This window comes from Natrinema marinum, assembly GCF_024296685.1.
In the GTDB taxonomy this organism is placed as follows: Archaea; Halobacteriota; Halobacteria; order Halobacteriales; family Natrialbaceae; genus Natrinema; species Natrinema marinum.
Window position 1 is genome coordinate 294,721 of record NZ_CP100763.1, and the last position, 26,994, is coordinate 321,714.

The following is a 26,994-nucleotide window of genomic DNA, read 5'->3' on the forward strand; positions in this document are numbered from 1 at the left end:
TCACCAGACCCTCACGACGAGTCGACACGCCGGTTTGCAACGCGGGTCGTCCGTCGTGATAATTCGTGCCGCGCTGGCCGCGGACTGACTATCGTATTCGTCTCCGCCGGTCCAGTCGGACGGGGGTCCGATCGTGCTGCTGTTGCCGAGATATTCGACGCTCACGTTCACCTGATCGATAGTGTTGCCATTCGCTTTCCGAAGTCCCAACTCTGCGGTCAGATCCGATTTCGTATACCTGGTGTCGAACTCGCTCTTGCTGATATTGTTCCCGCCGGTCGACGTGTTGTGAACGATCAGATCGGCGATCCGATCGGCCTGTGCGGTCTCCGCTCCCCCGACCGAGGAATCGAACGGCGTGATGACCGACGGTAGAAAAGCGAACACGAAGGCGATCGCCAGCAGGAAGATGCCGATTCCAACGGCGAAGTCCTGCGTCGTCTGGCCGCGTTCTTCGAGCGAGACCGAAACCGTCCGCGACCGTCGAGTCCGCGTTCCCCGAGGCTGCGTTCGGTCGTGGGTCTGTGCTCGAGTCATGTTAGGCCACCAGCGTCCAGCCGATGAGCGCGACCGCCGACAGTCCGATCGCATACTTCAGTCCACTCAGCAGGTCGGCGTCGCGGATGTAGCCGCAGATGAATCCGGAGATGATCGCCTGCAGCGTCACCGCGTGGAAGAACAGCACCGACAGCATCTCGACGTCGATGTTCTCGCTCAGGTTCCCGCCTTGCATCGCACCGCCGCCGGCACCGCTGGCACTACTGCTAGCACTGGAACTGGCACCGGAACCGCCGCCGGCGTTGAGGTTGGCCATCGTATCGATGAACTGGGTCTTGAGGATCGCGATCACCGCGAGCACCGTCATGAACGTCATGATGATGATCACGATCTGCATCCGGGTCCGGGACTTGCGTTCGCGCTCGATGTCGTCGTGGTTCTCGCTCGCCCGCGCGGCCGTTCGAAGGACGGCCGAAATCTGATTCGACGCCTCCTGAGCTTCGGTGATCAGGCGCGTCGTCCGGGCGAGTCGCGGAATGTGGTACTTGTTGTTGAACTCGATGAGCGCCTCCTTCAGGCTCGTTCCGTAGTTGACCTTCGTGTGCATCATCTCGAACTCGCGGGCCAGCTTCCCGCTCGTCGTGTCGGAGACCGCCTTGAGCGATTCGAGCAACGTCAGCCCAGTGTCGTTCGAACTCGAGAGCTTCCGGAGGTCTTCGGAGAGCTTGTTGACGACGGCGTTGCGGTGGCGGACGTTCCATTCGCGGAAGATCGAGAGGGGAACCGCGGTGATGTACAGCGGCAGGTAGACGTAGATGAACGTCCCCCAGATCGGCCGCTCGAGCATCCCCTGCCACGACGTGGGAGCGGAGCCGCTGACCATCGCCGTCACGATGATCACCAGCGCCAGGGGGCCGGTCAGTGCCAGCGTCACCAGCGGATGGTCGCGGAAGAACAGGTGGGGGTTTCGCAGGACCTCCATCGTCTCGTAGGTCCCCTCGCGGTTCTTGATCCGATCGAAGACGCTGTGGTCGCCGGTGAACTGCTCGACGAGGCCCAGACTCAACAGCCCTCCCTGCTGGCCGGTCTCGGTCCGCTGTTCGGTCGATCCCATCGAGAGGTAGCCGTCACCGGGCTCGTCGTGTTTGACCGTCGAGACGAGGACGAGAAAGCCCACGCCGATCATCGGGATGAGGCCGTAGACGGTCATGTAGAGCATGTTGTTCGTCACGCTCGCGTTCGGGATCATCTTCATCACGACCATGATGATGATCAACAGCAGCGGGAACAGCGACAGCGTCATGTACATCTCGCCGAACAGCTCGAGCGTCTCGAGCGTGAGTTCCTGCTCCTGTTTCGCCGTTCGCATGTGCTTTTCCTTCTTGTCCTCGAGGAAGCTCTCCATGTCGCCGCCGCTGTTGACGATCGAGAGCATGTCCGTCAGGAACTGCGAGAGGTCGTCGCTCGGCGTCTCGAGGGCCTGTTTCCGAATCGAGGTCCGGTAGTCGATGTCGAAGTACTCCGTCTCTTTGACGATGCTCTGGAACTCCTTTGCGACCTCGCCGTAGGTGTCGTCGGCCTGCGCCATCGCCTCGATGATCTCGAGTTGATTGAGCCCACCGACGGACAGCGCGTACATAAAGGAGACCGCGTCGGTCAACAGCATGTTGATCTCGCGCTTGCGGGCCGAGGCGCGCGAGTAGGGGATCGCGACCATCGATCCGAACCCCATCGCGAAGCCGATCGTGCCGAACAGGAGCCCGGTAAACAGGATCAGCGCCGGCATGCGAAGCGCGAGGACGAGATTGAGCAACTGCTCGTTGCTGATCGGGATGCCGAGGATCGTTCCGACGTCGATGAGCCCGGTGGCAAAGAGGCCGTAGCCGAGCATCAATCCGAGCATCCAGAGGCTCAGTCCGCTGATGGTGCCGATTCCGAGGGCTCGAGAGAGGTAGAGCTCGACGGTGTCGGTCATCCGAGCCTGTGCGAGTTTCGTCTCGACGTCGGCGACGAACTCGCTGTCGTCGCCGAACACGCGTTCGTAGAGGGGGTAGAACCGATCTCCGAGCGCGTCGGAGGAGGCCGACATCCCCGAGCCACTTCCGCTGTCGGTCTGGAGGCTCATGCGTCGCCGTCCTCGTCGCTCTCGTCGGTGCCGAAGATGCTGCCGTCGCTCTCGGACGCATCGTCGTCACCGTCGTCTCTGAAAATCGATTCACCGTCGTCCTCGTCGGAGTCGTCGAACAGCGAGCCACCGTCGTCGTCCTCGTCGTCGTCGCTGAAGACCGAGTTCGACTCGTCGCCGAAGATCGACCCGCTCTCGTCCTCGTCGACATCGTCGTCAGCGGGTGTGGTGGCCGGTTCGGCGTCGGTGTCGGGCTCCCCGGCCGACTCCGGTGGCGAGCCGGCGATCGGTTCCTCGTCGTCCGACGGTCCCGCATCGCCGTCGTCGGAAGCGTCACCGACGTCGATCGTCGGTGGTTCAGGGGCAGCCGCCGATTCGTCGTCGGGAGCGTCGCCGACATCGATCGTCGGTGGTTCGGGGGCAGCCGCCGATTCGTCGTCGGGAGCGTCAGTATCGGCGTCGGCGCCGGGATCGTCGGCCGAGTCCGCCCGATCGTCGCCGTCATCGTCGGTGCCATCACCGAGGTCGATCGTCGGCGGCTCCCGTTCGTCGGTGGCCTGTCCGGCGTCGGCCAGTTGCTCGCTAAAGTCGGCGTCGGATTCGGTGTCTGAGGAGTCCGGATCGAAGATCGAATCGAGGTCGTCCTCCGGGAACATCGTATCGAATCCGGAGGTATCCGGCTGCTCGGCGGCCGAACCGCCGCCCGCGGTCGCCTGTCCGGTGTCCGGATCGTCGAGTTCGTCGATCGTCTCTCCCATATCGTCGAACAATCCGCCGAAGTCGCCGTCTTCGGCGTCTTCGGACGGTAAGACTGTCGATCCCGAGCTACCGGTGCCGGCAGTTCCGCCCCCGCCGCCGGCGTCCGCTCCGGAGCTCGAGGCCGGTGACGGATCACCGCTTGGCTCGGCGTCCGTCGCCGCTCCCGACGACTCCGCGGTCGTGACTGCGGTCTCGGGTTCGGCCGTCGACGCTGTCGCCGGCGCAGCGTCGCCACCCTCACCGGCCGAGGCGTCGGCAGCGCTCGCGTTGTCGTCGCCGATATCGAAGCCGGAGTCCTCGTTGAGCCACGCCGGCTCGTTGCCGTCCTCGGCCTCGCTCTCGGGAGCGAACGCGGTCGAGCCGTCGCCCAGTTCCCACTCGTCGTCCTCGACGCCGTCGTCGACTTCGCCGGCGAAGTCGAAGTCGTCGCTGTCGGCGCGGTCGACGTCGATCGTGCTCTCCGATTCGACGTCACCGAGCGCGGTCGCGAGGCCGCTTGGCACCTTGCCGCGGTACTCCTCGAACAGCGACTCCTCGGCCCGTTCTAAGATGTCCATCGAGAGGTTGTACGTCTCGCTGGTCGCCTCGGGTCGTGGGACGAGTTCCTCTTTCTCCTGATCGACGTCGATCAGGACGCTCTCCATCTCCCGGAGGTCCTCGAGGCTGTCCTCGAGTTGGCCGTTCGCGATGAGCGTGAGGATCGTATCGGGATCGTTGATGAACGCTTGGACCGTCGCCGCGACCTGCGCGTACGTGTTGAGTTCGTTCTTGATGAGGTACGCGAGGATGATCTCGCGTTTGAACAACTCCTGTTGGAGCTTCTCGTCGCTCCAGCCGCGATCGAACTGGATCTCCTCTAACGTGTTCGAGTCCCCCATCTTGAGGTACTCGTCGGTCTCGGCTTGCCACTGGTAGACGTCCTGAACGTTGATCTCGTCGTGTTCGGCGTCGTAGTGGTTGATCTCGGTCAGGGACTTGTTCCGGCGGACCTTCCGACCCTGCACCCGAGTCTGGGTCTGGATCGAGACCAGGTCCAGCGCGGTGAACATCGTCTTCGAGACGTTGATCGGGTCCGTGGTAAAGCGCTTGAGCACCTCGTCGACGGAGTCGGCGTGGAAGGTGGTGTAGGTGGTGTGCCCGGTCGACATGACCTGGAACAGCGTCCGACCTTCCTCCCCACGGATCTCACCCATGACGATGTAGTCGGGCCGCTGCCGGAGCGCGGCCTCGAGCAGGTCGAACTCGTCGACGTCGCCCTGTTCGTCGTCGGCGAACGAGGGCCGCGTCACGGAGGCGATCCAGTTTCGCTGTGGCAACTCGACCTCGCGGGTGTCCTCGATGGAGACGATCTTCGCGCTCGAGGGGATAAACAGCGAGACGGCGTTCAGCGAGGTGGTCTTCCCGGACGCGGTACCACCGGCGAAGATCAGGCTCTTGTGGTTCTCGATGGCGAGCCAGAGGAAGGCCATCTCGTCTAAACTGAACGTGTTCCAGTTGATGAGGTCGATCGGGGTGAACGGAACGTCCTTGAACTGACGGATGGTGTAGTTGGTCCCGTGGTCGGAGACTTCCTTGCCGAGCGTCAGTTGGGCACGCGAGCCGTCGGGGAGCGTCGCGTCGACCTGTGGGAGCCGCTTGCTGATCCCTTTCCCGGAGCGCTGGGCGAGTTTGACGACGAAGTCGTCGAGCTCGTCCTCGCCGTGGTAGATGTTCGAGATGATCTGTTCGTACTCGGAGTGGTAGACGAAGACGGGCGAATTGTAGCCGTCGACGGAGATGTCCTCGACGTTGATGTCGTGTTTGATGCCGTCGATGCGCTCGTAGCCGATGAAGTTGCGCTTGAGCAGGTAGAGGAGCTTCTCGACCTGATACTCGTTTAACGTGTCCGGATCGTCCGCGAGGATCGCCGGCTCGGGCCGGACCTCGATCCCGTCGAGTTGGCTCGGGCCGGACTCGAGTTCGACATCGTCGTCATCGTCGTCGAGCAGTCCCCGAAGCGTATCGAGGATCCCTTTCGACGCCTCCTCGGAGGTCGCCTCGAAGAGGTCGTAGCGTTTCAGCAGGCGTCGCGTCTCGTCCTCGATGACCGTCCGACGGCCGTCCTCGGTCGATTGCTCTTTGATGCCTTCCTCGGAGTACTTGATCGCCGTCCGGAGTTTGCCCGAGAGGAACTCCTGGAGTTCCGTCTCGATCTCGTTTTGGTACGGCTCGATCATGTAGTACTTCTTCTCGTTTTCCTTCTCCGAGTGGAAGATGACCACGTACGCGTAGGGTTTGTTCACCCAGTAGCGCTCGACCTCACGAAAGTGGGTTTTCTTCTCCATCGGAACCGCCTTCTCGAGGTCGTAGCGGTTGGAGACGGTGGTGTTGCCGGCGGCCGTCGAGAAGAATTCGTCTTCGTCTACGTCCTCTTGGACGTTGACGGTTCGTTCCTCGACGATATCGTCGAGTTCCAGCGCCGCATCGTTGCCGGCCGCGAGCCGCCCCTCGAGCGTCTCGGGATCGAACCCGAGCGCCTCCTCCTCGTCGTGGCGAACGATCTCACCGCTCGAGTCCCGCGGGCGGCTCCCGTCGTCCTCGTAGTAGTACTCCCACTTGTAGTGTTCCCAGGACCAGGTGTCCTTGACGACCGGCGTCGTCTCCGGGTCGACGTGCTCGAGGAAGATTTCCCAGAGCGCGTCGGCGTTGTCGCCGGCGGTCGGCAGGACGCTGTCCACGAGGTCGTCCGGGTGGTGACCGAGGTACGCCGCTGGATCGAACTCGACTCGAGCCCAGTCCTCACCGCTCGGTACTCGTCCGCCTTCGTTGGTGTCGAGCCCGAGCTGGTCGTCGGCCTCCGGGTCGTCCGGGTAGAGCGTGGACACTTCGTCCCCGTGGCCGTACTCGTCCATGAACTCCGCCCACGTGTACTCGCCGACCCGAGCACCCGGGTCCGGTGTGGGATCCGACTCTTGAGACCGCTCATCCTCCGACGCGGGGTCGGACACCTCCCCCTCAGATAAGTCCCCGGCATCCGACTGGTCGGCCTCGTCAATAGCCATTGCATCCACCCTAACTCTCACCCCTCAAAAAATTCATCCGTCCATTACCACTTCTGATAATCCTGGCGACGCCGGATTTTGCTCGAGTTCGACGCTGTCACAGCCAAACAGGAGCCAGTAACGATACGCACGCGCGCCTGTCTCCACGCTACACACTCACGGGTTGTTCGGCAGACAGGACTCGAACGTCGCGAGCGGCCGCCGTGTGGAAACCTTGACGTGTGCGACGGCGGTACGAGAGAGCGATGAGCGACCTGTTCGACCTCGAGGGGCGAGTCGCAGTGGTGACGGGCGGCGGCCGCGGTATCGGCCGCGCGATCGCCGTCGAACTGGCGAACGCGGGTGCCGCGGTCGTTCCGAGCGCCCGGTCGGTGGACGAGATCGAGGCCGTCGCCGCGGACATCGAAGCGGACGGCGGCGACGCCGTCGCCGTCCCCGCGGACGTGACCGATTCCGACGCCGTGAGCGACGTGATCGACCGAGCGGCCGACGAGTTCGGCGGTGTCGATGTCGTCGTCAACAACGCCGGCTTCAACCCCGATGACGCGCTCGGCCGGCCGGAGGACGTCGAGACCGAGAGCCTCGACCGCGTCCTCGATGTCAACCTAAACGGCGCATACGAGGTGACGCGAACGGCGGCCGAGTACCTCCTCGAGAGCGACGGCGGCTCCGTCATCAACGTCGCTAGCGTCGGCGGCCTCGTCGGCCTGCCGCGCCAGCACCCCTACGTCGCCTCCAAGCACGGACTGGTCGGGCTCACCAAGAGCATGTCCCTGGACTGGGCGCCCGAGGTTCGCGTCAACGCCGTCGCGCCGGGCTACGTCTCGACGGACCTGACCACCGATCTCGAGGCGAACGACCGCCTGCGTCAGTCGATCATCGACCGCACGCCGCTGGATCGGTTCGCCGACCCCGAGGAGATCGCCGGCCCGGTCGTCTTTCTCGCGAGCGATGCCGCCAGCTACGTGACCGGCTCGGTGTTCGCGGCTGACGGCGGCTGGACGGCACGATAACGCTGCGCCGTCACTTGCAGCGATTCGAACCGCCACGCAACGACACTCAATATCGTTCACCCGATCAGGTTCGGCTCGAACGCGTTCGAATCAAAAAACGTGGGGATGGTTGCTACCGAGTGGTGGTTCTCCTAATCCTTACGCGCGAAACGGGAGAAGATCTCCTATGCGCTATAATGACAGTGCCCAAGCACGCGAGGTCGCCGAGCGCGCTCACGACCTGATGGAAGAGGTCGTCCTTCCGATCGAACGCGAACGAGCCGGCGGGATGGCCGTCTCGAGCGGGACCATCGCGGAGCTCCGCGAGGCGGCTCGCGAGTACGATGTCTACGCACCGCAGATCCCCGAGGAGTACGGCGGCATGGGGCTTTCCTTCCGCGACTCCCTCCCGGCGTTCGAAGAGGCCGGTCGCAGCATGCTCGGACAGGTCGCGATGCGCGTTGACGCGCCCGACGAGGGGAACATGCACCTCCTCGAGCTGGCCGGGGACGACCTCCAGAAGGAGACCTACCTCGAGCCCCTCGTTCAGGGCGAGATCAAGTCCGGCTTCTCGATGACGGAGCCGATGCAAGGCGCGGGCTCGGATCCGAAGATGATCCAGACCACGGCCGAGAAGGACGGCGACGAGTGGGTCATCGACGGCCACAAGTGGTGGACGACACAGGGCGTCGAAGCCGATATCCTGATCGTCCTCGCCCGAACGGACCCGGATGCCCACCCCTACGAGGCCTGTTCGCTGTTCCTCGTGCCGGCCGACGCCGACGGCGTCGAGGTCATCCGCGACGTGCCCCACATGGGCGGCGGTAACCGCGGCGCCTCCCACGCCGAGATCCGTTACAAGAACGTCCGCGTCCCCGAGGAACACCTGCTCGGAGAGCTGAATCAGGGCTTTACCCACGCTCAGGAACGGCTCGGTCCGGCCCGCCTGACCCACTGTATGCGCTACTCCGGGATGGCCCAGCGCTCGCTCGACATCGCGAAGGCGTACGTCAGCGAGCGCGAGGGATTCGATTCGACCCTGTCGGACAAGCAGTCGATTCGCTACCGGATCGCCGACGCCGAGACGAAACTCCACATGGCCCGCACCGGGATCCGCGACGCCGCCGACCGGATCGCCGCCGGCGACGAGGCCCGTCTCCCCGTCTCGATGTGCAAGGTGTTCACCGCCAACGCCACGCAGGACGCCATCGACCTCGCGGTCCAGTGTTGCGGCGCGAACGGTATCGGGAAGGACCTTCCCATCTCGGATTTCTACGAGGCCGTCCGCGCGTTCCGCATCGTCGACGGCGCAGACGAGGTCCACCGCCGGGTCATCGCCCGCGCCGCCTTCGAAGACGTTCCCGAGGAAGAACTCGAGCCGCTCACCCGCTTCGGCGATCCGAACCGCGACCGAGGCGCGGACCACTGAATCGCCGCGGCGTTCGATCGTAACGCCGACCAATTTCGCCAGAGATCGCCCGAACTCGTTTTCGATCGTCACGATCTCCCCTCACCCGAGACGGAACCCTCGTGTGGTCTACCCGCGAGCGCTGCCCACGGATGGCAGCGGCGGTCGGCGATGCGCGTCGGTGGTGTGGCGACTGCCGACACCGTCTCGAGCGCCGAAACGACGGTCGACGGTCGACGCTCCGGTTCCCCTCCGTTCAGCGGCTAGTCACGACCGACGCCGCATCCGCGACGTATCGACCGGCGCTGTGACCGTCGTTGGCACGATCATCTAGATCCGCACCCCGACAATTCCGGCCGTTCGATCGGCAATCTGGACGCAGAATCGAGCCACAATCGGCGTGTCTCCGCGCTCGAGACTGGCGCGCGAACGCGACCCGCGATGCGGCCCGGCCTCGAGTCAGCGTGTGGTGGCTCGAGGGGGGTACGCTGGTGGGTTCTATGGCGGGATTCGAACTACGTGTGCGGATCGCTGTACGGGCGTGGCGGGATTCGAACCCACGATCAGAAGGTTAGGAACCTCCTGCCCTCTCCGCTAGGCCACACGCCCCGGCGTGAAAAGAACGCTAGTTGGTTTCCGTTTCGGTCTCGGTCTCGGCCTCGGTCGTCGACTCCTCCTCGGTGGTGACCGGCTCCGTGTCGACGAAATCCTCGTTTTGCTGGCTAGCGCCCTCGGCCTGACTGCCGTCGCGCATTTCCTCGAGTTCCGATTCGACCTTTTCGCGCCCCTTCTGGAACTCACCCATGGCTTCACCTGTCGACCGAGCCAGTTTCGGGATCTTGTTGGCCCCGAAGAGCAAGATCGCGATGATGAGGATGATTGCGAGCTCCGGAGGCCCCATGCCGCCCGGGATGAACAGCGGTGCGGTTTCGACTACCATCTCTATGCGTGGCTTACCCGCTGGCAATTATAACCTTTTTGGACCGATAAGGCAAGCAAGCGGCCGCGACAGTCGTCCTGAGCGCGAGATTCGCCGAGAACTAGGTTCGGCTCTCTAGGCCCGGCGGGTCCGTGGCGATCGTCCGGCCCCCTCCTCCGTTCCGCGAGCGAAACTGTCTTTCCGAGGTGGACACAATACGCGGACGATGGTAACGACCGGAGACGACGCACCCGACTTCACCGCACCGCTCGCAAACGGCGACATCGAGGAGTTCGCGCTCTCGGACCGCCTCGAAGACGAAGCACCGATCGTCCTCGCGTTCTTCCCCGGCGCGTTCACGAGCGTCTGTACGACCGAAATGTGTGCGTTCCAGGATCGGCTGGCGGACTTCAACGACCTCGACGCCGCGGTCTACGGGGTCAGCCGCGACTCGCCGTTTACGCTAAACGAGTTCCGCGAACAGAACGGCCTCGAGTTCGGACTCATCAGCGACTACAACAAGGAGATCACCGACGACTACGGCATCGCGATGGACTTCGCCGACTTGGGCGTCTACGGCGTCGCCAAGCGAGCCGTCTTCGTAATCGACGGCCACGGCGAGATCACCTACGCGTGGGTCAGCGACGACCCCGGCGTCGAACCCGACTACGACGAGGTCGAGGCCGCCGTCGAGGACCTCTCCTGACGGCCGCGACGAACGCCCAGACGCGACGGCGTAGCGCTTTTGACGCAGGCAGCCGACGTTCGCGTATGAGTGATTCTGCCGCCAACGAGGATCCCCGCCGCGTCTACTCTCCCGACGACGACCACGCCTTCCCCGACGAGAAACTCAATGCCGTCCTCGAGTACGTCAAAACCGACGAGGAAATCGCGGCCTACCTCGAGGCCCAGAACGTCAACGCGGTCGACCGGATGCGGTACAACGATCACGGAACGAAACACATCGAGATCGTCCGCAACCGCGCGCTCTGTCTCTACGACCTGCTCAAGCAGGGCGACGTCGACTTCAACGGCGCGCGCCAGCAGGGCCTCGAGGAGGAAGACGAGTCGGTCATCATCGCGCTCGCGGCTACCCTCCACGACGTGGGCCACGTCGTCCATCGCGACAGCCACGCCTACTATTCGATTCCGCTCGCTGCGGACATTCTCGATAGGGTTCTCCCCGAGTTCTACGATGTCGCCGACACGGTCCGAATGAAAGGCGAAGTGCTCCACGCGATCCTCTGTCACCACCGTTCGGAGACGCCCCTGACGACAGAAGCGGGTGTCATCCGCGTCGCCGACGCCCTGGACATGGAACACGGCCGCTCGCGGATCCCCTACGAACACGGCGGTCGGGGTATCAACACCCTCTCGAGTCAGGCCATCAGCCGCGTCTCGCTCCAGCAAGGCGACACCACGCCAGTCATGGTCGAAATCGAGATGACCAACGCCGCTGGCGTCTACCAGGTCGACAATCTCCTCAAAGCCAAACTCGAGGACTCCGGCCTCGAAGACCGGATCCGAATCGTCGCGCTCAACACCAACGAGAACCGCGAGCAGCTGGTCGAGCGGATCGAGCTCTAAAATCCACCTTTTGCCCTACGGTTTGCCGCGCTGGTGACTTCGTCACCCAGCGCGGCGTCTCTCGGCAAAAGCTGGACCAAAAGCACTCCTCCCTCCCCTCCACTCACTTCGTTCCTTCCGGGTCAGTCGTCGGCCCGCTCGCTCCCTGACTCGCGGCTGTCGGCCGCTCGTCTTACCGCGGCGCTACGCGCCGCGCATTCGTTCGCTCGCGGTTGGTGATCGGGTGACTGCCTGCCTTTCCCCAGATCACGGGTTCCTCGCAGCGCTCGGAACCCGCTCTCGGCCGTGGTCTCAGGCCAGTTCGAATCGACCGTTTCGCCGCTCGAGATAGCCGCGATCCCGGAGCGTGCCGGTGATCGAGAGGACGGTTCCCTTGTTGACCGCGAGTTCCTCACAGAGGTCTTCGGCGGTCGCGCTCCCGACGGCGGCGAGATACAGGTACACGAGTTTCGCTCGCGCGGAATCGAGATCGGTCGGTATCGATGCGTCGAGCCCCGTCGTCGTTGTCGAGGTCATACTTCCATCTCTTTCTTTCGACGATAATAAAGTCACTCTACAACGATCGTCGAAAACGCGGCGACGGAATGACCGTCGATATGTCGGTCGTCGATCGTCGAACGCCCTCGAGAGCGGACGTGAGCGGCTCGAGCCGCCGCGTTCGAGTATAGGCGATCGTCGTATCGACGCCCCGTGGTACCGCGCCACGCGATCGATGCAGGCCGGCGGATCGCTTTTTGTAGACGCGCCCCCGAATGACAGGGACGAATGTCGACGCAACTTACAGCCCTCGCGCTTCTGACCGGACTGACAACCGGCGCGCTGTTTCGGTTTCTCAATATTCCGATCCCCGCACCGCCGGAGTTGCCCGGACTCATGGGTATCGTCGGGATTTACGTCGGCTACAGAGTGATCGAGTATCTGGATATCGGGGTCGATCTGCTCGAGACGCTGGGGCTGTAGCGAGCCGGCCGAGCGGCGAGAGTGACCGGAGTTCAGGCCGCCGAGTCGGCTGTAAAGAAAAACCGCATGAGGGTCCACAGCACGACCAAGAGCGCTGCGGGCGCGAACACGACCGCCACGAACAGCAGCGGTCCGGCCAGAATGGAACTGCTGAAGAGAGCCGCGACGACGGCGAACAGTAAGCTGGTGCCCATATATCCGCCATTAGATGGAGCAGGGATAAACGATTCTACTCGAGGTGACGGTCGCCTCACGAACCGTGAACACAGAAACGGAAACTCGCGGTCAGTAACTGCGCTCTTTCGGCTCGTAGGTCTTGTTCTCGCCCTCGAGGATGACGGGTCGGTAGAAGATCGAGGGCTCGCCGTCGTCCCACGAGATGAGCGTGTGCTTGAGCCAGTTTTCGTCGTCACGGATCTGGTTTTCTTGACGCCAGTGCGCGCCGCGGAACTCGTTGCGCACGAGTGCGCCGAGCGCGATTGTCTCGGCGACGTCGATCAGGTTGCGCGTCTCGATGGTCTGCTGGAGGTCAGTGTTGAACGTCCGCGACGGGTCGTCGACGTAGACGTTTTGGTACTCTTGGCGACACTCGCGGATGACCTTCAGCGCCTCCCTGATGCCATCGCCGGTGCGGAAGACGTTGACGTAGTCGGTCATCGCCCGCTGGAGCTTCGCGCGGATTTCGGCGTGCTGGACGCCCTCGTCTTTCTCCATCAAGTAGTCGACGCGCTCGCGGGCCGTCTCGACGGTCCGCTCTAAGACGCCCTCCGCGTCGGCCGTGACACCGCCGTCGGCGGCGACGCCACCGGTAGTGTCGAGACCTGCTTCGCCGGGTTGGACCGGCAATTCGGTGTCGGTCTCGTCTTCCACGTCGTCGCCGTAGCCGGTTCGGATCTCGGGTTCGCCGAGGTCGTCGCCGGCGGCGTGGCGGCCGGCGCGCTTGCCGAAGACGATCAGTTCCGGCAGGGCGTTGCCGCCGAGGCGATTGCCGCCGTGGACGGAGACGCAGGCACACTCGCCGGCGGCGTAGAGACCGCTGACGCAGGTCTGGCCGTTCTCGTCGACCTCGATGCCGCCCATCGCGTAGTGCTGGCCGGGCTTGACCGGCATCGGTTCGACGAGGCCGTCGACGCCCTCGAAGTCCTCCGCAAGGTGGAGGATGTTCTCGAGGCGGTCCATGATGCGCTCCTCGCCCAAGTGGCGCATGTCGAGGTGGACGTACTCGTCGTTGACGCCTCGCCCTTCGTCGACCTCGGTGAGTTCGGCGCGAGCGACGACGTCGCGGCTGGCGAGTTCGCCGGAGTTGTTCGCGTAGCCGTACTCGAACATGAACCGCTCGCCCTCGTTGTTGTAGAGGATGCCGCCTTCCCCGCGGACACCCTCACTGATGAGGACGCCCGTGGAGGGCAGCGAGGTCGGGTGGAACTGGATGAACTCCATGTCCTCGAGGGGCGCGCCCGCTCGATACGCCATCGCGTGGCCGTCGCCGGTACAGGAGACGGCGTTGGTGGTGTGGTCGAAGGCCTGTCCGGGGCCGCCGGTCGCGAGGACGACGCCGTCGTTCGCTTTGAAGCCCTCGATTTTGCCGGACTGAACGTCGTAGGCGACGACGCCGTGACACTCCCGATCGTTCGGGTCGGGTTCGTCGGTGACGGCCAGGTCCATCACGTACCACTCGTCGTAGACTTGAATGCCGCGCTTGACGACCTGCTCGTACATCGTGTGCAGCAGGTGGTGACCGGTTTCGGCCCCGGCGTAGGTCGTCCGCGGATAGGAGAGGCCGCCGAACGGCCGCTGGGAGACGCGACCGTCCTCCTCGCGGGAGAACGGCATCCCCCAGTGCTCTAAGTTCATCGTCTCTTCGGGGGCGTTCTTCGCGAGGGTCTCGACCGCCGGCGCGTCGCCGAGGTAGTCCGACCCTTTCATCGTGTCGTAGGCGTGGAGTTCCCAGTCGTCGCCCTCCTGTAAGGCGGCGTTGATGCCGCCTTCCGCCGCGCCGGTGTGGCTGCGGACGGGGTGGAGCTTCGAGACCATCGCCACGTCGGCTCCCGCTTCGTGCGCTGCGACCGCGGCTCGGAGGCCGGCACCGCCTGCGCCGACCACGATAACGTCGTGTTCGTACATAGTTACCAGAACTTCAGGTTTTTCTTGACCGCTTCCCGCTTGAGCTCCTGAATGTGCTCGGTGAGCGGAATGTCTTTCGGACACACCTCGGTACAGGAGAACTGGGTCTGGCACCGCCAGACGCCGTGTTCCTGCTCGAGAATGCGGAGTCGGTGCTCTTTGATCTCCTCGCTCTCGCGGTCGTCCATCGCGAACTTGTAGGCCTTGTTGATCGCTGCGGGGCCCAGATACTCGTTGTCGCCGGCCGCGATGTTACAACTGGACATACACGCGCCACACCAGATACACCGCGAGGACATCTTGATCTTCTCGCGGTTCTCCGGGCTCTGGCGCTGCTCCTCGAGGTCGTCCACCGCAGGCGTATCCTCGTCTTGGAAGTACGGCTCGACCGTGTGCATCTGGTCGTAGAAGTGGTCCATGTCGACGACCAAGTCCTTGACGACCTCCTGGTGGGGCAGCGGTTCGATACGAACCGGCGCCTCGAGGTCGGCGATCTGGGTCTTACAGCCCAGTCGCTGCTTCCCGTTGACGAAGAACGCGTCGGAGCCACAGACGGCCTGCCGACAGGAGTGTCGGAAGGTAAGCGACGAGTCGTACTCGTCGCGGGCGTACATGACCGCGTCGAGGACGGTCATCCCCTTCTCGAAGGGGACGTGGAAGTCGTCGAAGCGGGGTTCCTGTTTCCCCTCGACCTCGGGGTCGTAACGGAACACCTTGATGTGGACCGTCTCTCCGTCGAGTTCGGACGCGTCGGTCGACGTCTGATCGACTGCGCCGTCGCCTTCCTGCGTCTCGGCGGCCGGCGATTCCGCGCCCTGCATCTCCGGGTCTTTCGGTGCTTCCTGACTTTCGGGTTCGGCTTGTTGCGTACTCATGTTAGATCATCCCGTTCATCGTGAGCGCGACGTAGATGCCCTGTGCGACGAGGCCGACGCCGGCGATGACGAGTACTGCCAGCACGACTTTCTTCTGCCCTCCCTCGAGGCCCTGATTGACCAGCGCGTTGTAGACGCCGTTGACGCCGTGGAACGCGGCGGTGATCAGGAACAGCACCATCGTGAGGAAGTAGCCGATGTTCTCCATTCGGACCTGCGTCTGCATGAAGGTTACTTCGTACGCGTGGTTGACGAAGTGCAGGAGGAAGAAGTGAAACGCGAGAACGACGACCAGAAACGCCGCCGTGATGCGCTGGAGGAACCAGCGCGTGCCGCCGGGCGTGAAAGAGGAGTAGCGCTCCGCCATCAGATCGACACCCCCGTGAGGAAAGTCGGGACGCTCGCGACGGTGATCGCGCCCGTCAACACCAGTGACGCGTAGAAACTCTTGTCCTGCGAGTCCAGCCCGATGCCGAGGTCGACCATCAGCAGGCGGAGCCCGTTCAGGATGTGGAAGACGGCCACCGCGAGCAGGCCGATCTCGAGGAGCCGGATGAGAAACAGGCTCTCGAGGCCCTGTAGCGTCGCGGTGTACACGTTGACCGCTTCGCCGTCGACCATTGTCGTTTCGCCCTGTGCGCCACCAATAGAGGTACTCAGCACGGCGATGTGGGTAAACAGGTAGCCGATCAACACCCATCCGGTGAACTTGTGGAAGATCCACGCCCACATGCCGGCCGAGAACTCCTTCCAGCGGCCGAAGTCCTCAATGAGGCCGCGATTGTAAGACTGACTCATACGCTCATGTGGTCCGTTAGACCGTGGGGGTATAGAAGTTACTTTTATCGCTTCCACTGGACTCTCCCCACAGGGTAGAATTCACGGAAACGAAACCAAATTCCCGACAAATTCCGACTCTGTTCGGCCGAATCCTTTCGGATGTCCGACTTTTCCGCTGTCGGGCCTCGCTCAGAGATCCGATCGCGAACTCTCGGTCGTCCGCTCGCGCTCTAAGGCGGTGAGCGTGTCCGGCGAGAGGCCGACCAGATGGCACAGCGGGTTCCCGGGATAGACGACGGGGTTCTCGAGGACGCCGACGATGAGGCCCGTAAAGGGTGCCTCGACGGTGACGATGTCCTCCTCCTCTTTGAACGGGTTGGTGATGGTACAGATGACCTCCCCTTCTTCGACGAGCGCGCCACGACCGCGTTTCATGTCGACGATGCCGCCCGCGTCGGCGCGGAGCCAAGTCTTCTCGTCGTCGCTGTCGATGACGGTCCGCCAGCCGGGCCAGTGGACCGACGACTCCCGGTGGAGGCCGAACTCGGCGAGGACGCTCGCGACGCCGGTGAGCGCGCGGTCGATCAGTCGCCGCTGGAATCGGTGGGCCTCGCCCATCTCGACGGTGATCGTGGGGATGCCGGCGTCGGTCGCTTCCCGCCGTAGCGTGCCCGACGGACCTTCGCCGGCGATGATGACGTTCGAACTGAACGCTCTGGCGAGTCTGCTCACGCTCGAGCGGTCCATGTTCGCCCGGACGTGGAGCATGTTCGTTCGCCCGCGCGTAGACGTGTGGAAGTCGATGCCGAGGTCGCAGGGTTCGATGAAGTTCGTGTAGATCTGGTGGGCCATGCGCATGGCGCTGGTCGACCCCTCGCGGCCGGGAAACGACCGGTTCAGGTCCCGGTCGTAGATCGGGAGATACCGCTCCTGGGCGAGAAAGCCGGGGACGTTCATCACGGGCAGACAGATCAGCGTCCCGTGGAGTATGGAGTGATCCCAGTCGTGGGCCACTTCGCGGACGACCTCGATGCCGTTCAACTCGTCGCCGTGGGCCGCCGCCGAGAGGAAGACCGTCGGTCCGGGTTGCTCGCCGTTGATCACCGTGACGGGAATCCGAACGGGGTCACCGAGGTACGTCTCGCTGATGCCGTAGCGGATGTTCGCCGATTCGCCGGGGTCAACCCGGCCGCCGTTGTACGTAAACACATCGTTCAAGGGTTCGGAGTTCGGTTCCCCGTCGGGCGGTTCGGTCGCGCCGGCGTCGTCGCTCATACCCACTCCTCCGGCGGCACGACCGTGAATCTTCCCCCTTCCGGGCCCGAAAGTGCACCTTCGAGCGCTCTCGAGCGGTTCCGTGTCGCTTTTTCCGGAGAAAACTGGTTACACTCGAACAACGACGATCGGAATCTGGGACTGTGGGCATACGTTTTGTATCTGGCCGCAGTATAGTCACCTATGCAAATTCGTGAGGCAACTACCGACGACACTGACGCGATTCGGTCGATCGCACACGAGTCGCTCAACTCCACGTACACCGCCTTCCTCGACGAGGACACCATCGACGATGCGGTCGACCAGTGGTACGGCGAGTCGTTCGCGGACGAGCTCGCGGACGATCGACTGCTCTCTCTGGTCGTCGAACGAGACGGTGCGGTCGTCGGCTTCTCCCAGAGCGAACTGGTCGGCCAGCGGGCGAACACCGGCCACCTTCTCTGGTTGCACATCCATCCCGACCACCGCGATGGCGGCACCGGCATCCGACTGCTCGTCCGAACCCGCGAGGCGCTGTTAGAGGAGGGAGCGTCGGCGATCCAGTGTTTCGTCCTCGCGGACAACGAGGGCGGCAACCAGTTCTACCGCGACCACGGCTTCGAGCAGGCCGGCCAGCGAGAGGTCGAGATCGGCGACGAAACGTTCACCGAGAACGTCTACGTCGAGAGCGACCTCGAGGGCGACGGCGAGTGGGGCGCGATCGACGAGGTTGTTGCCGACGGCGAGACGGTCTACGTGAGCTACGGCGAGGCCGCCCGCGGATCGAAGGCACCGTTTTACACGGCCTACCGGACGGAGGATCGGGCCGATCGCTACGCCTGGTTCTGCGGGAACTGCGATTCGATCGACAATGCGATGGACGCCATGGGCCGAATCGAGTGTAACGACTGCGGGAACCGCCGGAAAGCGACCCGGTGGGACGCCTCGTACATGTAAGCCGATTCCCGGCCGCCGGTTCGCTCGCTCCTACGTTCGATCCGAGTCCGCCGATCGATCGGTGGATGACACTCGCGCTCGTCTCGTTCCGTTTTGGTCGTCGGTCCTCTCGTACGGAGTGCCTTCCGCCGTTTGAACCACGTTACCGACGGCGGTCGCGTCCGATCCGCTCGGACCGCGGTTTCGGCCGCCTTCCGTGGCGCGAACGCGACTGTCCCCCGTTCGTTACAGTCGGTTTCCGTCAGTTGTCCCCGCATTACAATTGGTCGATCCCGCGATGCCGAGAGTACGATAGTCGCTATCGGCTGTACCGTCGGGCGGACACCGCGCGTCTCATCGCACCCATTACGTCGAATGAACAGGGAGGATCACATCGTTCACGGCTTCAAGGCAACGCTCGTTGCGCGCGCGATCTACATGATCTCGAGCGCGCTGTTGATGATCGTACTGGCGCGGTACCTGCTCGACCCGGACGGGTACGGCGCGCTGTACTGGGCGATCGGGGTGTTAGCGATCGTCCAGTTGTTCGCCGATCTGGGGCTCTCGCGGTCCGTCGCTCGGTACCTCTCGGAGTATCGCGAGACGGATCCGGGGCAGGTACCGCACCTCCTCAAGACGACGGTCACGGCTAAACTGGTCCTGATCGCGTTCGTCACGTACGTCCTCTTGCTGTTCCACGAGTGGCTCGCGAGCGCCCTCGGCGAACCGGGCGCGGCGCCGTTTCTCGCGGCCGGGGCCCTCTATCTCGTCGCCTACTCGGCCAGCACCTTCTCGCAGGTGGCGTTTCAGGGATTCAACCACCTCGGCTACAGCGCCATCGTGCAGGCGATCAGCGGCGCGGGTCGGCTACTCTTCGCCGTCGTGTTCGTCCTCGCGGGCCTCGGGGCGCTGGGGGCCTTCTTCGGCTACGTCGTCGGCTACGCCCTCGCCGGCGCCATCGGTCTCGGGATCCTCTACTACGGCTTCTTCAGGCGGTACGAGACGGCCGACGAGTACGAGGACGGCCTCTCGCGTCGGCTGCTCGAGTACAGCGTGCCGCTGACGGCGACCCAGAGCGCGAACGTCATCGACAAGCAGATCGACATCGTGCTGGTCGGGCTGTTCTTGAACCCCGCCGCGGTGGCGTTCTACACGCTCGCAAAGCAGATCACGGACTTCGTCCTCGCGCCCGCGGCGTCGCTCGGCTTCACCATCTCGCCGAACTTCGGCGAGCAGAAAGCCGCCGACGAACTCGCCGAAGCCAGGCGGATCTACGAGAAATCGCTGACGAACGTCCTGTTGCTCTACATCCCGGCCGCGGCTGGCCTGGCGATCGTCGCGGGGCCGTTCCTGACGATGGTCTTCGGGCAGGACTACGCGGCCGCGGTGCCCGTCCTGCAGGTGCTCGCTGGCTTCGTCGTGTTGCAGGCGATCACGAACCTGACCAGCGACAGTCTGGACTACCTCGGGCGCGCTCGGGCCCGCGCGGTCGCGAAGGGGGTGACGGCGCTTGCGAACCTCTGTCTGAACATCGTGTTGATCCCCCGGATCGGGGTCGTCGGCGCGGCGATCGCGACGGTCGGGACCCACTCGGTGTACGTCGCAGTCAACCTCTACGTCGTCCACACCGAACTCTCGCTGAACGTGACGCGGCTCGCCCGCACCACGGGGCTCATCTGTGCCATCACGGGCGTGATGGCGGTCGCCGTGTTGCTCGTGACGCCGATGGTCTCGAGTCTGGTGATGCTGGTCGGTGCGATCGCGCTCGGAGCGGTTACCTGGGCCGTGCTGGCGGTGCTGAGCGGGCTGGTCGATCCGCGACAGGTTCGGTCGGTGATCGGCTGAGTCGCCTCGAGTCGAAGACCGGTATCGTCCGGCGTCGGAACGGTACGGTGACGAACAGGAAATGAGTCGACTATCAATATTTATCCGACGGCTCAGCATCTAGTCGCTATGGTCGGTGCCGATCCCGTGACTGTCGGGGTATTGAGCCTTCATACGAGCAAGGAAACGAAAGCGATTCTCAACGCGGCCGAGGAACTCGGCCACGACACGGAGTGGCTTCGATCCGAGAACACGTCGATCAGCGTCGAAGACGGGAGCCCGGTCCTCGAGCCGGCGGTCGATGTGATCGCGAATCGGATGCTGCTGTCGAACACCGAACAGCCCGCCGAGGAGCTCGGGCTCGTCAACGCGTTCTCACAGCTCGTCCCGACGCTCAACGAGCCGAGCGCGGTGATGACGGCGATGCACAAGCTCTCGACGGCGACCGCGCTCGCGTCGGACGACGTGCGGACGCCCGACGTCACCCTCGCGCTCAGCGCTGAGGTGTTGAACGCCGCGCGGGACCGATACGGCGAGGAAGCGGTATACAAGACCGCGATCGGCACGCACGGTGGGGGAACGTGGAAGGTCGGCCCCGACGATCCGATCAACGCCAAGGTGGGCAACCGATACGCCTTCTTACAGGAACTCGTCGATCAGGAAGACGTGCCTAATCGCGACCTGCGCGTCTACGTCGTCGGCGACGAGATCGTCGGTGCGATGTACCGCTACGCGCCGGACAACGACTGGCGGACCAACGTCGCGCTCGGCGGCTCGGTCGAGGACGCGACCGACGATCTCCCCGAGGAGGCCGCCGAGATGGCGCGCCGAGCGGCGAACGTCGTCGGTCTCGACTACGCCGGCGTCGACCTCGTCGAGGGCGACGAGGGCTGGTTCGTCCTCGAGGTCAACCCGACGGCGGGGTTCAAAGGGCTCTACGAAGCCACACAGGTCAGTCCCGCACCGTATATCGCCAAGCTGGCGATCGAACGCGCTGGCGGCGAGGTCGACGACGAGCGCGTCCAGGACCTCGCGAACGTCCTCGACGACTCCCGGCCGACGGCTCAGCCGTCCGGATCGGTCACGCAGGACACCGAACCGGCCGTGATCGGCTACACCGAGGAGGTCGTCCTCTCGGGGACCAGCGGCTCGAAATCGGTACTCGCCAAGTCGGACACGGGCGCGACGCGGACGAGCATCGACACCGGACTCGCCGCCGACATCGGCGCCGGCCCGATCAAGTCGATCACCCGCATCCGCTCGGGGAGCAGCAAGCAGTCCAAGAGCCGTCCCGTCGTCGATGTCGTCGTCGGCGTCGGCGGGAACCAACACACGGTCACGGCCAGCGTCGAAGATCGCAGCCACATGGACTACCCCGTCTTGCTCGGCCGGGATATCCTCGAGAACTATCAGGTCGATGTGAGCCGCCGAATCGATAGCGACAGCGGCGATACGCCCGAAGAAGAGGAGTGAACGGAGGGCACGGTCGCCCGCTGCTCGAGCAGCGATCCGAACTCCTCGTTCGATTTTCGAAACGATCGCGGTCGTCATCGGGAACGGAGTCGCGTTCGACTCACTTCTTGCGACACTCGTCCAGTCAGGCGACTGCTATCACAGCGAGACGGAGCCCGAAACGCGAGTTCGGCGACCGCGAGGTGCCACTCGCCGGAGTCGGGAGACTGAAACGACTGACGGCTGACCCCGACGGACTGCGGGCGCAGGGGCGCCTACGGGTCATGCTGACGGGCGATATTCCCCCCTCGAGGCTCGGCCCTCGGTAAAATTCTCCGGTAGTGATGGGACACAGCGGCCGCACTGAATACGTAGCGCGGACTCACTGTCGAGGCTGGTTCACAGTTTATCAATATTTCTTACCTAAAAGCGAAGACTAACCCACCTGATTAGGAAATCTTAATAGGAGAAAGTAGCAATAACTCAGCGATGACCCGGTCAAACCAAGACTGGTGGCCGAACCAGCTGAACGTGGATATCCTCGATCAGAACGTCCCCACGTCCACTCCGATGGACGAGGACTTCGACTACGCCGAGGAGTTCCAGACCCTCGACCTCGAGGAAGTGAAGGCGGATATCGAGGACGTCCTGACGACGTCGCAAGACTGGTGGCCGGCGGACTACGGCCACTACGGCCCGTTGATGATCCGAATGGCGTGGCACAGCGCCGGGACCTACCGGACCAGCGACGGTCGCGGCGGGGCGTCCGGCGGTCGACAACGCTTCGCGCCGCTCAATAGCTGGCCCGACAACGCGAACCTCGACAAGGCACGCCGACTGCTCTGGCCAGTCAAGCAGAAATACGGCCGCAAACTCTCGTGGGGGGATCTGATCGTCCTGGCCGGGAACGTCGCCCTCGAGTCGATGGGATTCGAAACGTTCGGTTTCGCCGGCGGCCGCGAGGACGAGTACAAACCCGACGACGCCGTCGACTGGGGGCCCGAAGACGAGTGGGAAGCGTCCGAGCGCTTCGACGAGACCGGCGAACTCGAGGGGAACCTCGCGGCCACCGTGATGGGTCTCATCTACGTGAATCCGGAGGGGCCCGACGGCGAGCCGGATCCGGAGAAGTCCGCGGAACGGATTCGGGAGTCGTTCGGCCAGATGGCGATGAACGACGAGGAGACGGCCGCCCTCATCGCGGGCGGACACACCTTCGGGAAAGTCCACGGCGCCGACGACCCCGACGAGCACGTCGGCCCCGAGCCCGAGGCAGCCCCGATCGACAAGCAGGGCCTCGGCTGGGAGAGCAGCCACGGCTCCGGCAGCGGAGCCGACACGATCACCAGCGGGATCGAGGGCCCGTGGAACACCACGCCGACCCAGTGGGACATGGGCTACATCGACAACCTGCTCGAGCACAAGTGGTGGCCCGAGAAGGGGCCCGGCGGTGCGTGGCAGTGGACCACGCAGAACGGCGAACTCGACGAGGCCGCACCGGGGACCGAAGATCCGTCGGAGAAAGAGGACGTGATGATGCTGACGACGGACATCGCGCTCAAGCGCGACCCCGACTACCGGGAGATCGTAGAGCGCTTCCAAGAGAATCCCGAGGAGTTCCGGGAGGCGTTCGCGAAAGCCTGGTACAAGCTGATTCACCGCGACATGGGCCCGAAAGAGCGATTCCTCGGTCCGGAAGTGCCGGACGAGGAAATGATCTGGCAGGATCCCATTCCCGACGCCGACTACGACCTGATCGGCGACGCGGAGATCGACGAACTCAAAGCGGAGGTCCTCGCGTCGGACCTCTCGGTCTCTCAGCTCGTCAAGACCGCCTGGGCGTCCGCGTCGACCTACCGCGACAGCGACAAGCGCGGCGGCGCCAACGGCGCTCGCATCCGCCTCGAACCCCAGAAGAGCTGGGAAGTGAACGAGCCCGACGAACTCGAGACGGTGCTGTCGACCTACGAGGAGATCCAGAAAGAGTTCAACGGCTCGCGAGCCGACGACGTGCGGGTCTCGCTGGCCGACCTCATCGTGCTGGGCGGTAACGCGGCCGTCGAGCAGGCAGCGGCCGACGCCGGCCACGATGTTGAGGTCCCGTTCGAGCCAGGCCGCACCGACGCGACGCAGGAACAAACCGACGTAGACTCCTTCGAGGCGCTCAAGCCCCCGGCCGACGGGTTCCGGAACTACTACGGCGACGAAGCCGACCAGTCCCAGGAGGAACTGCTGATCGACAAGGCCGATCTCTTAGACCTGACGGCACCCGAGATGACGGTGCTGGTCGGCGGCATGCGCGCCCTGAACGCGACCTACCGGGACACCGAGCTCGGCGTCCTCACCGACCGGCCCGAGACGCTGACCAACGACTTCTTCGTGAACCTGCTCGACATGAGCTACGAGTGGGAAGCGTCCGACGGGTCCCAGGACATCATGGGCTGGGAGGCGACCACGGACACCGAGGAGGACGACGTGTTCGACCTGTACGACCGCGAGACGGGCGAGCTCGAGTGGACGGCGACTCGCGCCGACCTCATCTTCGGTTCGAACTCCCGGCTTCGAGCCATCGCAGATGTCTACGCGTCCGACGACGCGGAGGAAATGTTCGTTCGCGACTTCGTGGACGCGTGGCACAAAGTGATGAGCCACGACCGCTTCGACCTCGAGTAAGCGGCGGTCGCCCTCACTCGCCGTTCCGCCTGTCGGCGGTATCGCTCAAGTCGTCTCGCCGACCTCGTTCCGGCGGGAACCGCTTCACGGCGCACGCTACAGGTAGTACGCTATTACTGGAGTCGACCGATACCGCATTCGATCGGTGACGATCCTTCGCCCGACGATGTCAGTCCGATTCGTACTCGGCCCAGATATATCGCGTCGCGGTGCTTCGATGCGGTCGCCACGGTTCGGCGATCTCGCGCATCTCTCCGCGGCTTAGTTCGTCCCCGTCTCCGTACAGTTGCTCGATCCCGCGGCGAACGGCGAGGTCGCCGAGCGGGAGGATATCGGGGCGCTCGAGGACGAACAGGAGGTACATCCGCGCCGTCCACGCGCCGATCCCCTTGATCTCCGTGAGGAGTTCGATGACCTCCTCGTCTGTGTGCGAGGCGAGCCCCGCTCGCGTGTAGTCACGCTCCTGAAACGCGCGGGCGGCGTTTCGGAGGTACTCGATTTTCATCCTCGAGAGCCCAGCGTCCCGGAGCGCCGCGTCCTCCGCGGCTAGCACGGCCTCCGGGGTCACGTCACCGTCGAGGAGGTCGAACACGCGCTCCCGAACGGCCGCTGCGCTCGCCGTCGAGAGCTGCTGGTTGATGATCGAGATACAGAGCCGTTCGTACTCGGTCCAGTCCGGTTCGACGTACGGATCGTGTCGGTCGATCAGGCCCGCCATCACGGGGTCCTGTCGGAGGACGGCGTGTGCCTCGTCTCTCATGGGAAGGGGATACGAGAGTACAGGACCGAGAACGCATATGCGTCCCGGTTAGCGCCGACCGACTGGGCTCGTATGCACGCGCTCGCTACTCGAGGTGGTGATAGTCGAGTTCGTACCCCTCCGCGAGCGCCTCCCGAACCGGTTCGCTGGGCTCGCCCACGCCGCGCCGGGTAATCGACAGGTCGCCGGTATCGGCGTCGACGACCAGATTCACCCGCCAGTCGGACTTCGTCTCGGGGTAGTCCGTCCGGTAGTGCGCGCCGCGGGACTCGGTTCGCTCGAGCGCCGCCCGAAGCATCGCCTCGGCGACGGTGAGACTCGCCGAGAGGTCGACGGCGTACTCGAACGATTTCGACGTGCGGCCGCCGTCGACGCGGAGGTCGGTCGTCCGTTCCCGGAGGGCCGCGAGTTTCTCGAGGCCCGCCCGGAGCCCCGCCTCGTCGCGGAGGATGCCGGCGTGCTCCCAGAGCAGGTCGCCGAGTTCGTGGAGGAGTTCCGTCGGCGTGACGGTGCCGTCCGAGGCGGCGAGGGCCCGGTGGGCGCGGAACTCGCGTTCGGCCAGCGCCCGCTGACCGTCGGTGACGCCGGGCTCTTCGTCGGCTCGCGTCACCGCGCTCGCGACGTGGTCGCCGACGAGTTTACCGATCGCGACGGTTTCGGCGAGCGAATTCCCGCCCAGTCGGTTCGCGCCGTGGACGCCGGCGACCGTCTCGCCGACGGCGTAAAGGCCCTCGACGCCGGTCTCGCCCGTCCGGAAGTCGATGTCGACGCCGCCCATCGTGTAGTGTGCGGTCGGCGCGACCGTCATCGGCTCTGCGGTGATATCGACGCCGAGGGAGTCGAACCGTTCGACCATCGAGGGCAATCGCTCGCGGATGTACTCGGACTCTCGATGGGTGATATCGAGGAAGACGCCGCCGTCGTCGGTTCCCCGCCCCTCGCGGACCTCTTGGGCGATGGCTCGAGCGACGACATCGCGGGCGTCGAGTTCCATCTGATCCGGCGAGTAGCGCTCCATGAACCGCTCCCCGTCGGCGTTGTAGAGTCGGCCGCCCTCGCCGCGGACCGCCTCGGTGACGAGTCGGCCGTCCCACTCCTCGCCGTAGCGCTCGCCGACCATCCCGGTCGGATGGAACTGGACGAACTCGAGGTCGAGCAGCCGCGCGCCGGCCTCGAGCGCCAGCGCCTGACCGTCGCCGTTGTTCTCGTCGTCCCGCGAGGAGTGGCGGTGGTAGAGCGCGGAGAACCCGCCGGCCGCGAGCACGACGTGGTTCGTCCGGAACAACAGCCCCTCGCCGGTCTCCATGTCGAAGCCGACGGCGCCGTCGACGCGTTCGCCGTCGGAGAGCAGCCGCGTGATCATCACGTTCTCGCGATAGGGGATCTCCAACTCGCGAGCGCGGCCGACGAGCGTCTCGAGCATGGCCTCGCCGGTTCGGTCGCCGACGAAACAGGTGCGCCGGTAGGACTGGGCGCCGAAGTAGCGCTGGTTGATCGCCCCGTCGTCCGTTCGATCGAACGGCATTCCCCACTCGTCGAGTTCACGGATGCGGTCGGGCATCTCTCGCGCCGTCAGTTCGACGGCCTCGGGGTCGTTCAGGTGGTGGCCCTCGGTGAGCGTGTCCGCCGCGTGGATCGGCCAGTCGTCCTCGGGGTCGAGCGAGCCGAGCGCGGCGTTGACGCCGCCGGCCGCCCACGTGGTGTGGGCGTCGCCGTGGTCACGCTTGCCGATCACGAGCGGTTCGATCCCCGACTCGGCGATCTCGATCGCGACGCGAGCGCCGGCCGCGCCTGCGCCGATGACGAGTACGGGCGTCGTCACGATTTCGTACTCGAGCTCGTCGGTCGACTCCGGATCGGCGTCGGTCTCGATGCGGCTCTCGAGGCCGCCAGCGGGCCGTCCGCGACCCGTCGCTCGGCGATCGCCGGCCGTCGGTCCGTGGCTGTCGGACGGTGTTTCTGTCATCACTGTTAGGTTAGTGCCGGCCGCGTTTAGCCCCGTTCCCGAACAGTGCAAAGCAGCGTAC

General features: G+C 64.5%; 22 protein-coding genes and 1 tRNA gene. 9 read left to right on the plus strand and 14 right to left on the minus strand.

Annotated elements, in window-relative coordinates; genetic code table 11:
- The 3 genes from NKH51_RS01545 to NKH51_RS01555 are packed head-to-tail and all read right to left on the minus strand — an operon-like array spanning position 1 to position 6,423.
- The gene (locus NKH51_RS01545) at positions 1-537 is read right to left on the minus strand and encodes a DUF7287 family protein (protein ID WP_254763484.1); all 537 of its coding nucleotides are present in this window, start codon (positions 535-537) and stop codon (positions 1-3) included.
- Position 538: 1 nt separating this feature from the next.
- Complete coding sequence (locus NKH51_RS01550; RefSeq protein WP_254763485.1) at positions 539-2,623, minus strand: type II secretion system F family protein; 2,085 nt, start codon at positions 2,621-2,623, stop codon at positions 539-541.
- Entirely contained in the window at positions 2,620-6,423 is a 3,804-nt protein-coding gene (locus tag NKH51_RS01555) for an ATPase, T2SS/T4P/T4SS family (protein WP_254763486.1), read from the minus strand. Before NKH51_RS01555 ends, NKH51_RS01550 begins: the two co-directional genes overlap by 4 nt.
- Before the next feature lie 245 nt (positions 6,424-6,668).
- Between NKH51_RS01555 and NKH51_RS01560 the strand changes: the two genes are divergently transcribed.
- Together NKH51_RS01560 and NKH51_RS01565 are read left to right on the plus strand one after the other, a co-directional pair.
- Positions 6,669-7,436 carry an SDR family NAD(P)-dependent oxidoreductase gene (locus tag NKH51_RS01560; protein ID WP_254763487.1) on the plus strand — a complete coding sequence of 256 codons (768 nt, stop codon included), beginning with the start codon at positions 6,669-6,671 and terminating at the stop codon, positions 7,434-7,436.
- A 166-nt stretch (positions 7,437-7,602) separates the two neighbouring features.
- Positions 7,603-8,844, plus strand: a complete 1,242-nt coding sequence (locus NKH51_RS01565; protein WP_254763488.1) for an acyl-CoA dehydrogenase family protein — start codon at positions 7,603-7,605, stop codon at positions 8,842-8,844.
- A gap of 515 nt (positions 8,845-9,359) precedes the next feature.
- Here NKH51_RS01565 and NKH51_RS01570 read toward each other — a convergent pair.
- Positions 9,360-9,432 (minus strand) — tRNA-Arg (locus tag NKH51_RS01570).
- A gap of 16 nt (positions 9,433-9,448) precedes the next feature.
- Complete coding sequence (gene tatA, locus NKH51_RS01575; protein WP_254763489.1) at positions 9,449-9,763, minus strand: twin-arginine translocase TatA/TatE family subunit; 315 nt, start codon at positions 9,761-9,763, stop codon at positions 9,449-9,451.
- A 205-nt stretch (positions 9,764-9,968) separates the two neighbouring features.
- On the opposite strand from tatA, the gene NKH51_RS01580 reads away from it, so the two are divergent.
- Positions 9,969-10,448, plus strand: coding sequence for a redoxin domain-containing protein (locus NKH51_RS01580; protein ID WP_254763490.1), 480 nt, complete (start codon positions 9,969-9,971; stop codon positions 10,446-10,448).
- Between the two features lie 65 nt (positions 10,449-10,513).
- On the plus strand, positions 10,514-11,329 hold the full coding sequence (locus tag NKH51_RS01585) for an HD domain-containing protein (protein ID WP_254763491.1): 816 nt from the start codon (positions 10,514-10,516) through the stop codon (positions 11,327-11,329).
- A gap of 291 nt (positions 11,330-11,620) precedes the next feature.
- Here NKH51_RS01585 and NKH51_RS01590 read toward each other — a convergent pair whose 3' ends face one another.
- The gene (locus NKH51_RS01590; RefSeq protein WP_254763492.1) at positions 11,621-11,845 is read right to left on the minus strand and encodes a helix-turn-helix domain-containing protein; all 225 of its coding nucleotides are present in this window, start codon (positions 11,843-11,845) and stop codon (positions 11,621-11,623) included.
- 249 nt (positions 11,846-12,094) lie between these two features.
- Here NKH51_RS01590 and NKH51_RS01595 point away from each other — a divergent pair, with 249 nt between their 5' ends.
- Positions 12,095-12,289, plus strand: coding sequence for a XapX domain-containing protein (locus NKH51_RS01595; protein WP_254763493.1), 195 nt, complete (start codon positions 12,095-12,097; stop codon positions 12,287-12,289).
- A gap of 32 nt (positions 12,290-12,321) precedes the next feature.
- Here the strand turns inward: NKH51_RS01595 and NKH51_RS01600 are convergent, their stop codons facing one another.
- The 6 genes from NKH51_RS01600 to NKH51_RS01625 all read right to left on the minus strand — a co-directional run bounded on the left by NKH51_RS01600 (position 12,322) and on the right by NKH51_RS01625 (position 17,343).
- Positions 12,322-12,483, minus strand: a complete 162-nt coding sequence (locus tag NKH51_RS01600; RefSeq protein WP_254763494.1) for a hypothetical protein — start codon at positions 12,481-12,483, stop codon at positions 12,322-12,324.
- A gap of 91 nt (positions 12,484-12,574) precedes the next feature.
- Positions 12,575-14,413 carry an FAD-binding protein gene (locus tag NKH51_RS01605; RefSeq protein WP_254763495.1) on the minus strand — a complete coding sequence of 613 codons (1,839 nt, stop codon included), beginning with the start codon at positions 14,411-14,413 and terminating at the stop codon, positions 12,575-12,577.
- Positions 14,414-14,415: 2 nt separating this feature from the next.
- Positions 14,416-15,288, minus strand: coding sequence for a succinate dehydrogenase/fumarate reductase iron-sulfur subunit (locus tag NKH51_RS01610; RefSeq protein ID WP_254763496.1), 873 nt, complete (start codon positions 15,286-15,288; stop codon positions 14,416-14,418).
- 1 nt (position 15,289) lies between these two features.
- Complete coding sequence (locus NKH51_RS01615) at positions 15,290-15,655, minus strand: succinate dehydrogenase/fumarate reductase transmembrane subunit (RefSeq protein WP_254763497.1); 366 nt, start codon at positions 15,653-15,655, stop codon at positions 15,290-15,292.
- Positions 15,655-16,086, minus strand: a complete 432-nt coding sequence (sdhC, locus tag NKH51_RS01620; RefSeq protein ID WP_254763498.1) for a succinate dehydrogenase, cytochrome b556 subunit — start codon at positions 16,084-16,086, stop codon at positions 15,655-15,657. The genes NKH51_RS01615 and sdhC overlap by 1 nt, the downstream gene beginning before the upstream one ends.
- Before the next feature lie 171 nt (positions 16,087-16,257).
- Positions 16,258-17,343, minus strand: a complete 1,086-nt coding sequence (locus NKH51_RS01625) for a succinylglutamate desuccinylase/aspartoacylase family protein (RefSeq protein WP_254763499.1) — start codon at positions 17,341-17,343, stop codon at positions 16,258-16,260.
- Between the two features lie 183 nt (positions 17,344-17,526).
- On the opposite strand from NKH51_RS01625, the gene NKH51_RS01630 reads away from it, so the two are divergent.
- The 4 genes from NKH51_RS01630 to katG all read left to right on the plus strand — a co-directional run bounded on the left by NKH51_RS01630 (position 17,527) and on the right by katG (position 24,207).
- A complete protein-coding gene (locus NKH51_RS01630) occupies positions 17,527-18,279 on the plus strand; it encodes a GNAT family N-acetyltransferase (RefSeq protein WP_254763500.1) in 753 nt (250 codons plus the stop codon).
- A gap of 354 nt (positions 18,280-18,633) precedes the next feature.
- Positions 18,634-20,103: a flippase gene (locus tag NKH51_RS01635; protein WP_254763501.1), complete on the plus strand. Its 1,470-nt coding sequence runs from the start codon at positions 18,634-18,636 to the stop codon at positions 20,101-20,103.
- Between the two features lie 108 nt (positions 20,104-20,211).
- On the plus strand, positions 20,212-21,555 hold the full coding sequence (locus NKH51_RS01640) for a RimK family alpha-L-glutamate ligase (RefSeq protein WP_254763502.1): 1,344 nt from the start codon (positions 20,212-20,214) through the stop codon (positions 21,553-21,555).
- A gap of 468 nt (positions 21,556-22,023) precedes the next feature.
- Positions 22,024-24,207 (plus strand): catalase/peroxidase HPI, encoded by a 2,184-nt coding sequence (gene katG / locus NKH51_RS01645; protein ID WP_254763503.1) that lies wholly within the window; start codon positions 22,024-22,026, stop codon positions 24,205-24,207.
- A gap of 169 nt (positions 24,208-24,376) precedes the next feature.
- Here the strand turns inward: katG and NKH51_RS01650 are convergent, their stop codons facing one another.
- Positions 24,377-24,967, minus strand: coding sequence for a DNA-3-methyladenine glycosylase family protein (locus NKH51_RS01650; protein ID WP_254763504.1), 591 nt, complete (start codon positions 24,965-24,967; stop codon positions 24,377-24,379).
- A gap of 85 nt (positions 24,968-25,052) precedes the next feature.
- Positions 25,053-26,933, minus strand: a complete 1,881-nt coding sequence (locus NKH51_RS01655) for an L-aspartate oxidase (protein WP_254763505.1) — start codon at positions 26,931-26,933, stop codon at positions 25,053-25,055.
- Positions 26,934-26,994 lie beyond the last annotated feature (61 nt).

Coding starts and splice junctions, on each gene's coding strand:
- NKH51_RS01545 (WP_254763484.1), bottom strand. CDS start 537: ATGACTCGAGCACAGACCCACGACCGAACGCAGCCTCGGGGAACGCGG.
- NKH51_RS01550 (WP_254763485.1), bottom strand. CDS start 2,623: ATGAGCCTCCAGACCGACAGCGGAAGTGGCTCGGGGATGTCGGCCTCC.
- NKH51_RS01555 (WP_254763486.1), bottom strand. CDS start 6,423: ATGGCTATTGACGAGGCCGACCAGTCGGATGCCGGGGACTTATCTGAG.
- NKH51_RS01560 (WP_254763487.1), top strand. CDS start 6,669: ATGAGCGACCTGTTCGACCTCGAGGGGCGAGTCGCAGTGGTGACGGGC.
- NKH51_RS01565 (WP_254763488.1), top strand. CDS start 7,603: ATGCGCTATAATGACAGTGCCCAAGCACGCGAGGTCGCCGAGCGCGCT.
- tatA (WP_254763489.1), bottom strand. CDS start 9,763: ATGGTAGTCGAAACCGCACCGCTGTTCATCCCGGGCGGCATGGGGCCT.
- NKH51_RS01580 (WP_254763490.1), top strand. CDS start 9,969: ATGGTAACGACCGGAGACGACGCACCCGACTTCACCGCACCGCTCGCA.
- NKH51_RS01585 (WP_254763491.1), top strand. CDS start 10,514: ATGAGTGATTCTGCCGCCAACGAGGATCCCCGCCGCGTCTACTCTCCC.
- NKH51_RS01590 (WP_254763492.1), bottom strand. CDS start 11,845: ATGACCTCGACAACGACGACGGGGCTCGACGCATCGATACCGACCGAT.
- NKH51_RS01595 (WP_254763493.1), top strand. CDS start 12,095: ATGTCGACGCAACTTACAGCCCTCGCGCTTCTGACCGGACTGACAACC.
- NKH51_RS01600 (WP_254763494.1), bottom strand. CDS start 12,483: ATGGGCACCAGCTTACTGTTCGCCGTCGTCGCGGCTCTCTTCAGCAGT.
- NKH51_RS01605 (WP_254763495.1), bottom strand. CDS start 14,413: ATGTACGAACACGACGTTATCGTGGTCGGCGCAGGCGGTGCCGGCCTC.
- NKH51_RS01610 (WP_254763496.1), bottom strand. CDS start 15,288: ATGAGTACGCAACAAGCCGAACCCGAAAGTCAGGAAGCACCGAAAGAC.
- NKH51_RS01615 (WP_254763497.1), bottom strand. CDS start 15,655: ATGGCGGAGCGCTACTCCTCTTTCACGCCCGGCGGCACGCGCTGGTTC.
- sdhC (WP_254763498.1), bottom strand. CDS start 16,086: ATGAGTCAGTCTTACAATCGCGGCCTCATTGAGGACTTCGGCCGCTGG.
- NKH51_RS01625 (WP_254763499.1), bottom strand. CDS start 17,343: ATGAGCGACGACGCCGGCGCGACCGAACCGCCCGACGGGGAACCGAAC.
- NKH51_RS01630 (WP_254763500.1), top strand. CDS start 17,527: ATGCAAATTCGTGAGGCAACTACCGACGACACTGACGCGATTCGGTCG.
- NKH51_RS01635 (WP_254763501.1), top strand. CDS start 18,634: ATGAACAGGGAGGATCACATCGTTCACGGCTTCAAGGCAACGCTCGTT.
- NKH51_RS01640 (WP_254763502.1), top strand. CDS start 20,212: ATGGTCGGTGCCGATCCCGTGACTGTCGGGGTATTGAGCCTTCATACG.
- katG (WP_254763503.1), top strand. CDS start 22,024: ATGACCCGGTCAAACCAAGACTGGTGGCCGAACCAGCTGAACGTGGAT.
- NKH51_RS01650 (WP_254763504.1), bottom strand. CDS start 24,967: ATGAGAGACGAGGCACACGCCGTCCTCCGACAGGACCCCGTGATGGCG.
- NKH51_RS01655 (WP_254763505.1), bottom strand. CDS start 26,933: ATGACAGAAACACCGTCCGACAGCCACGGACCGACGGCCGGCGATCGC.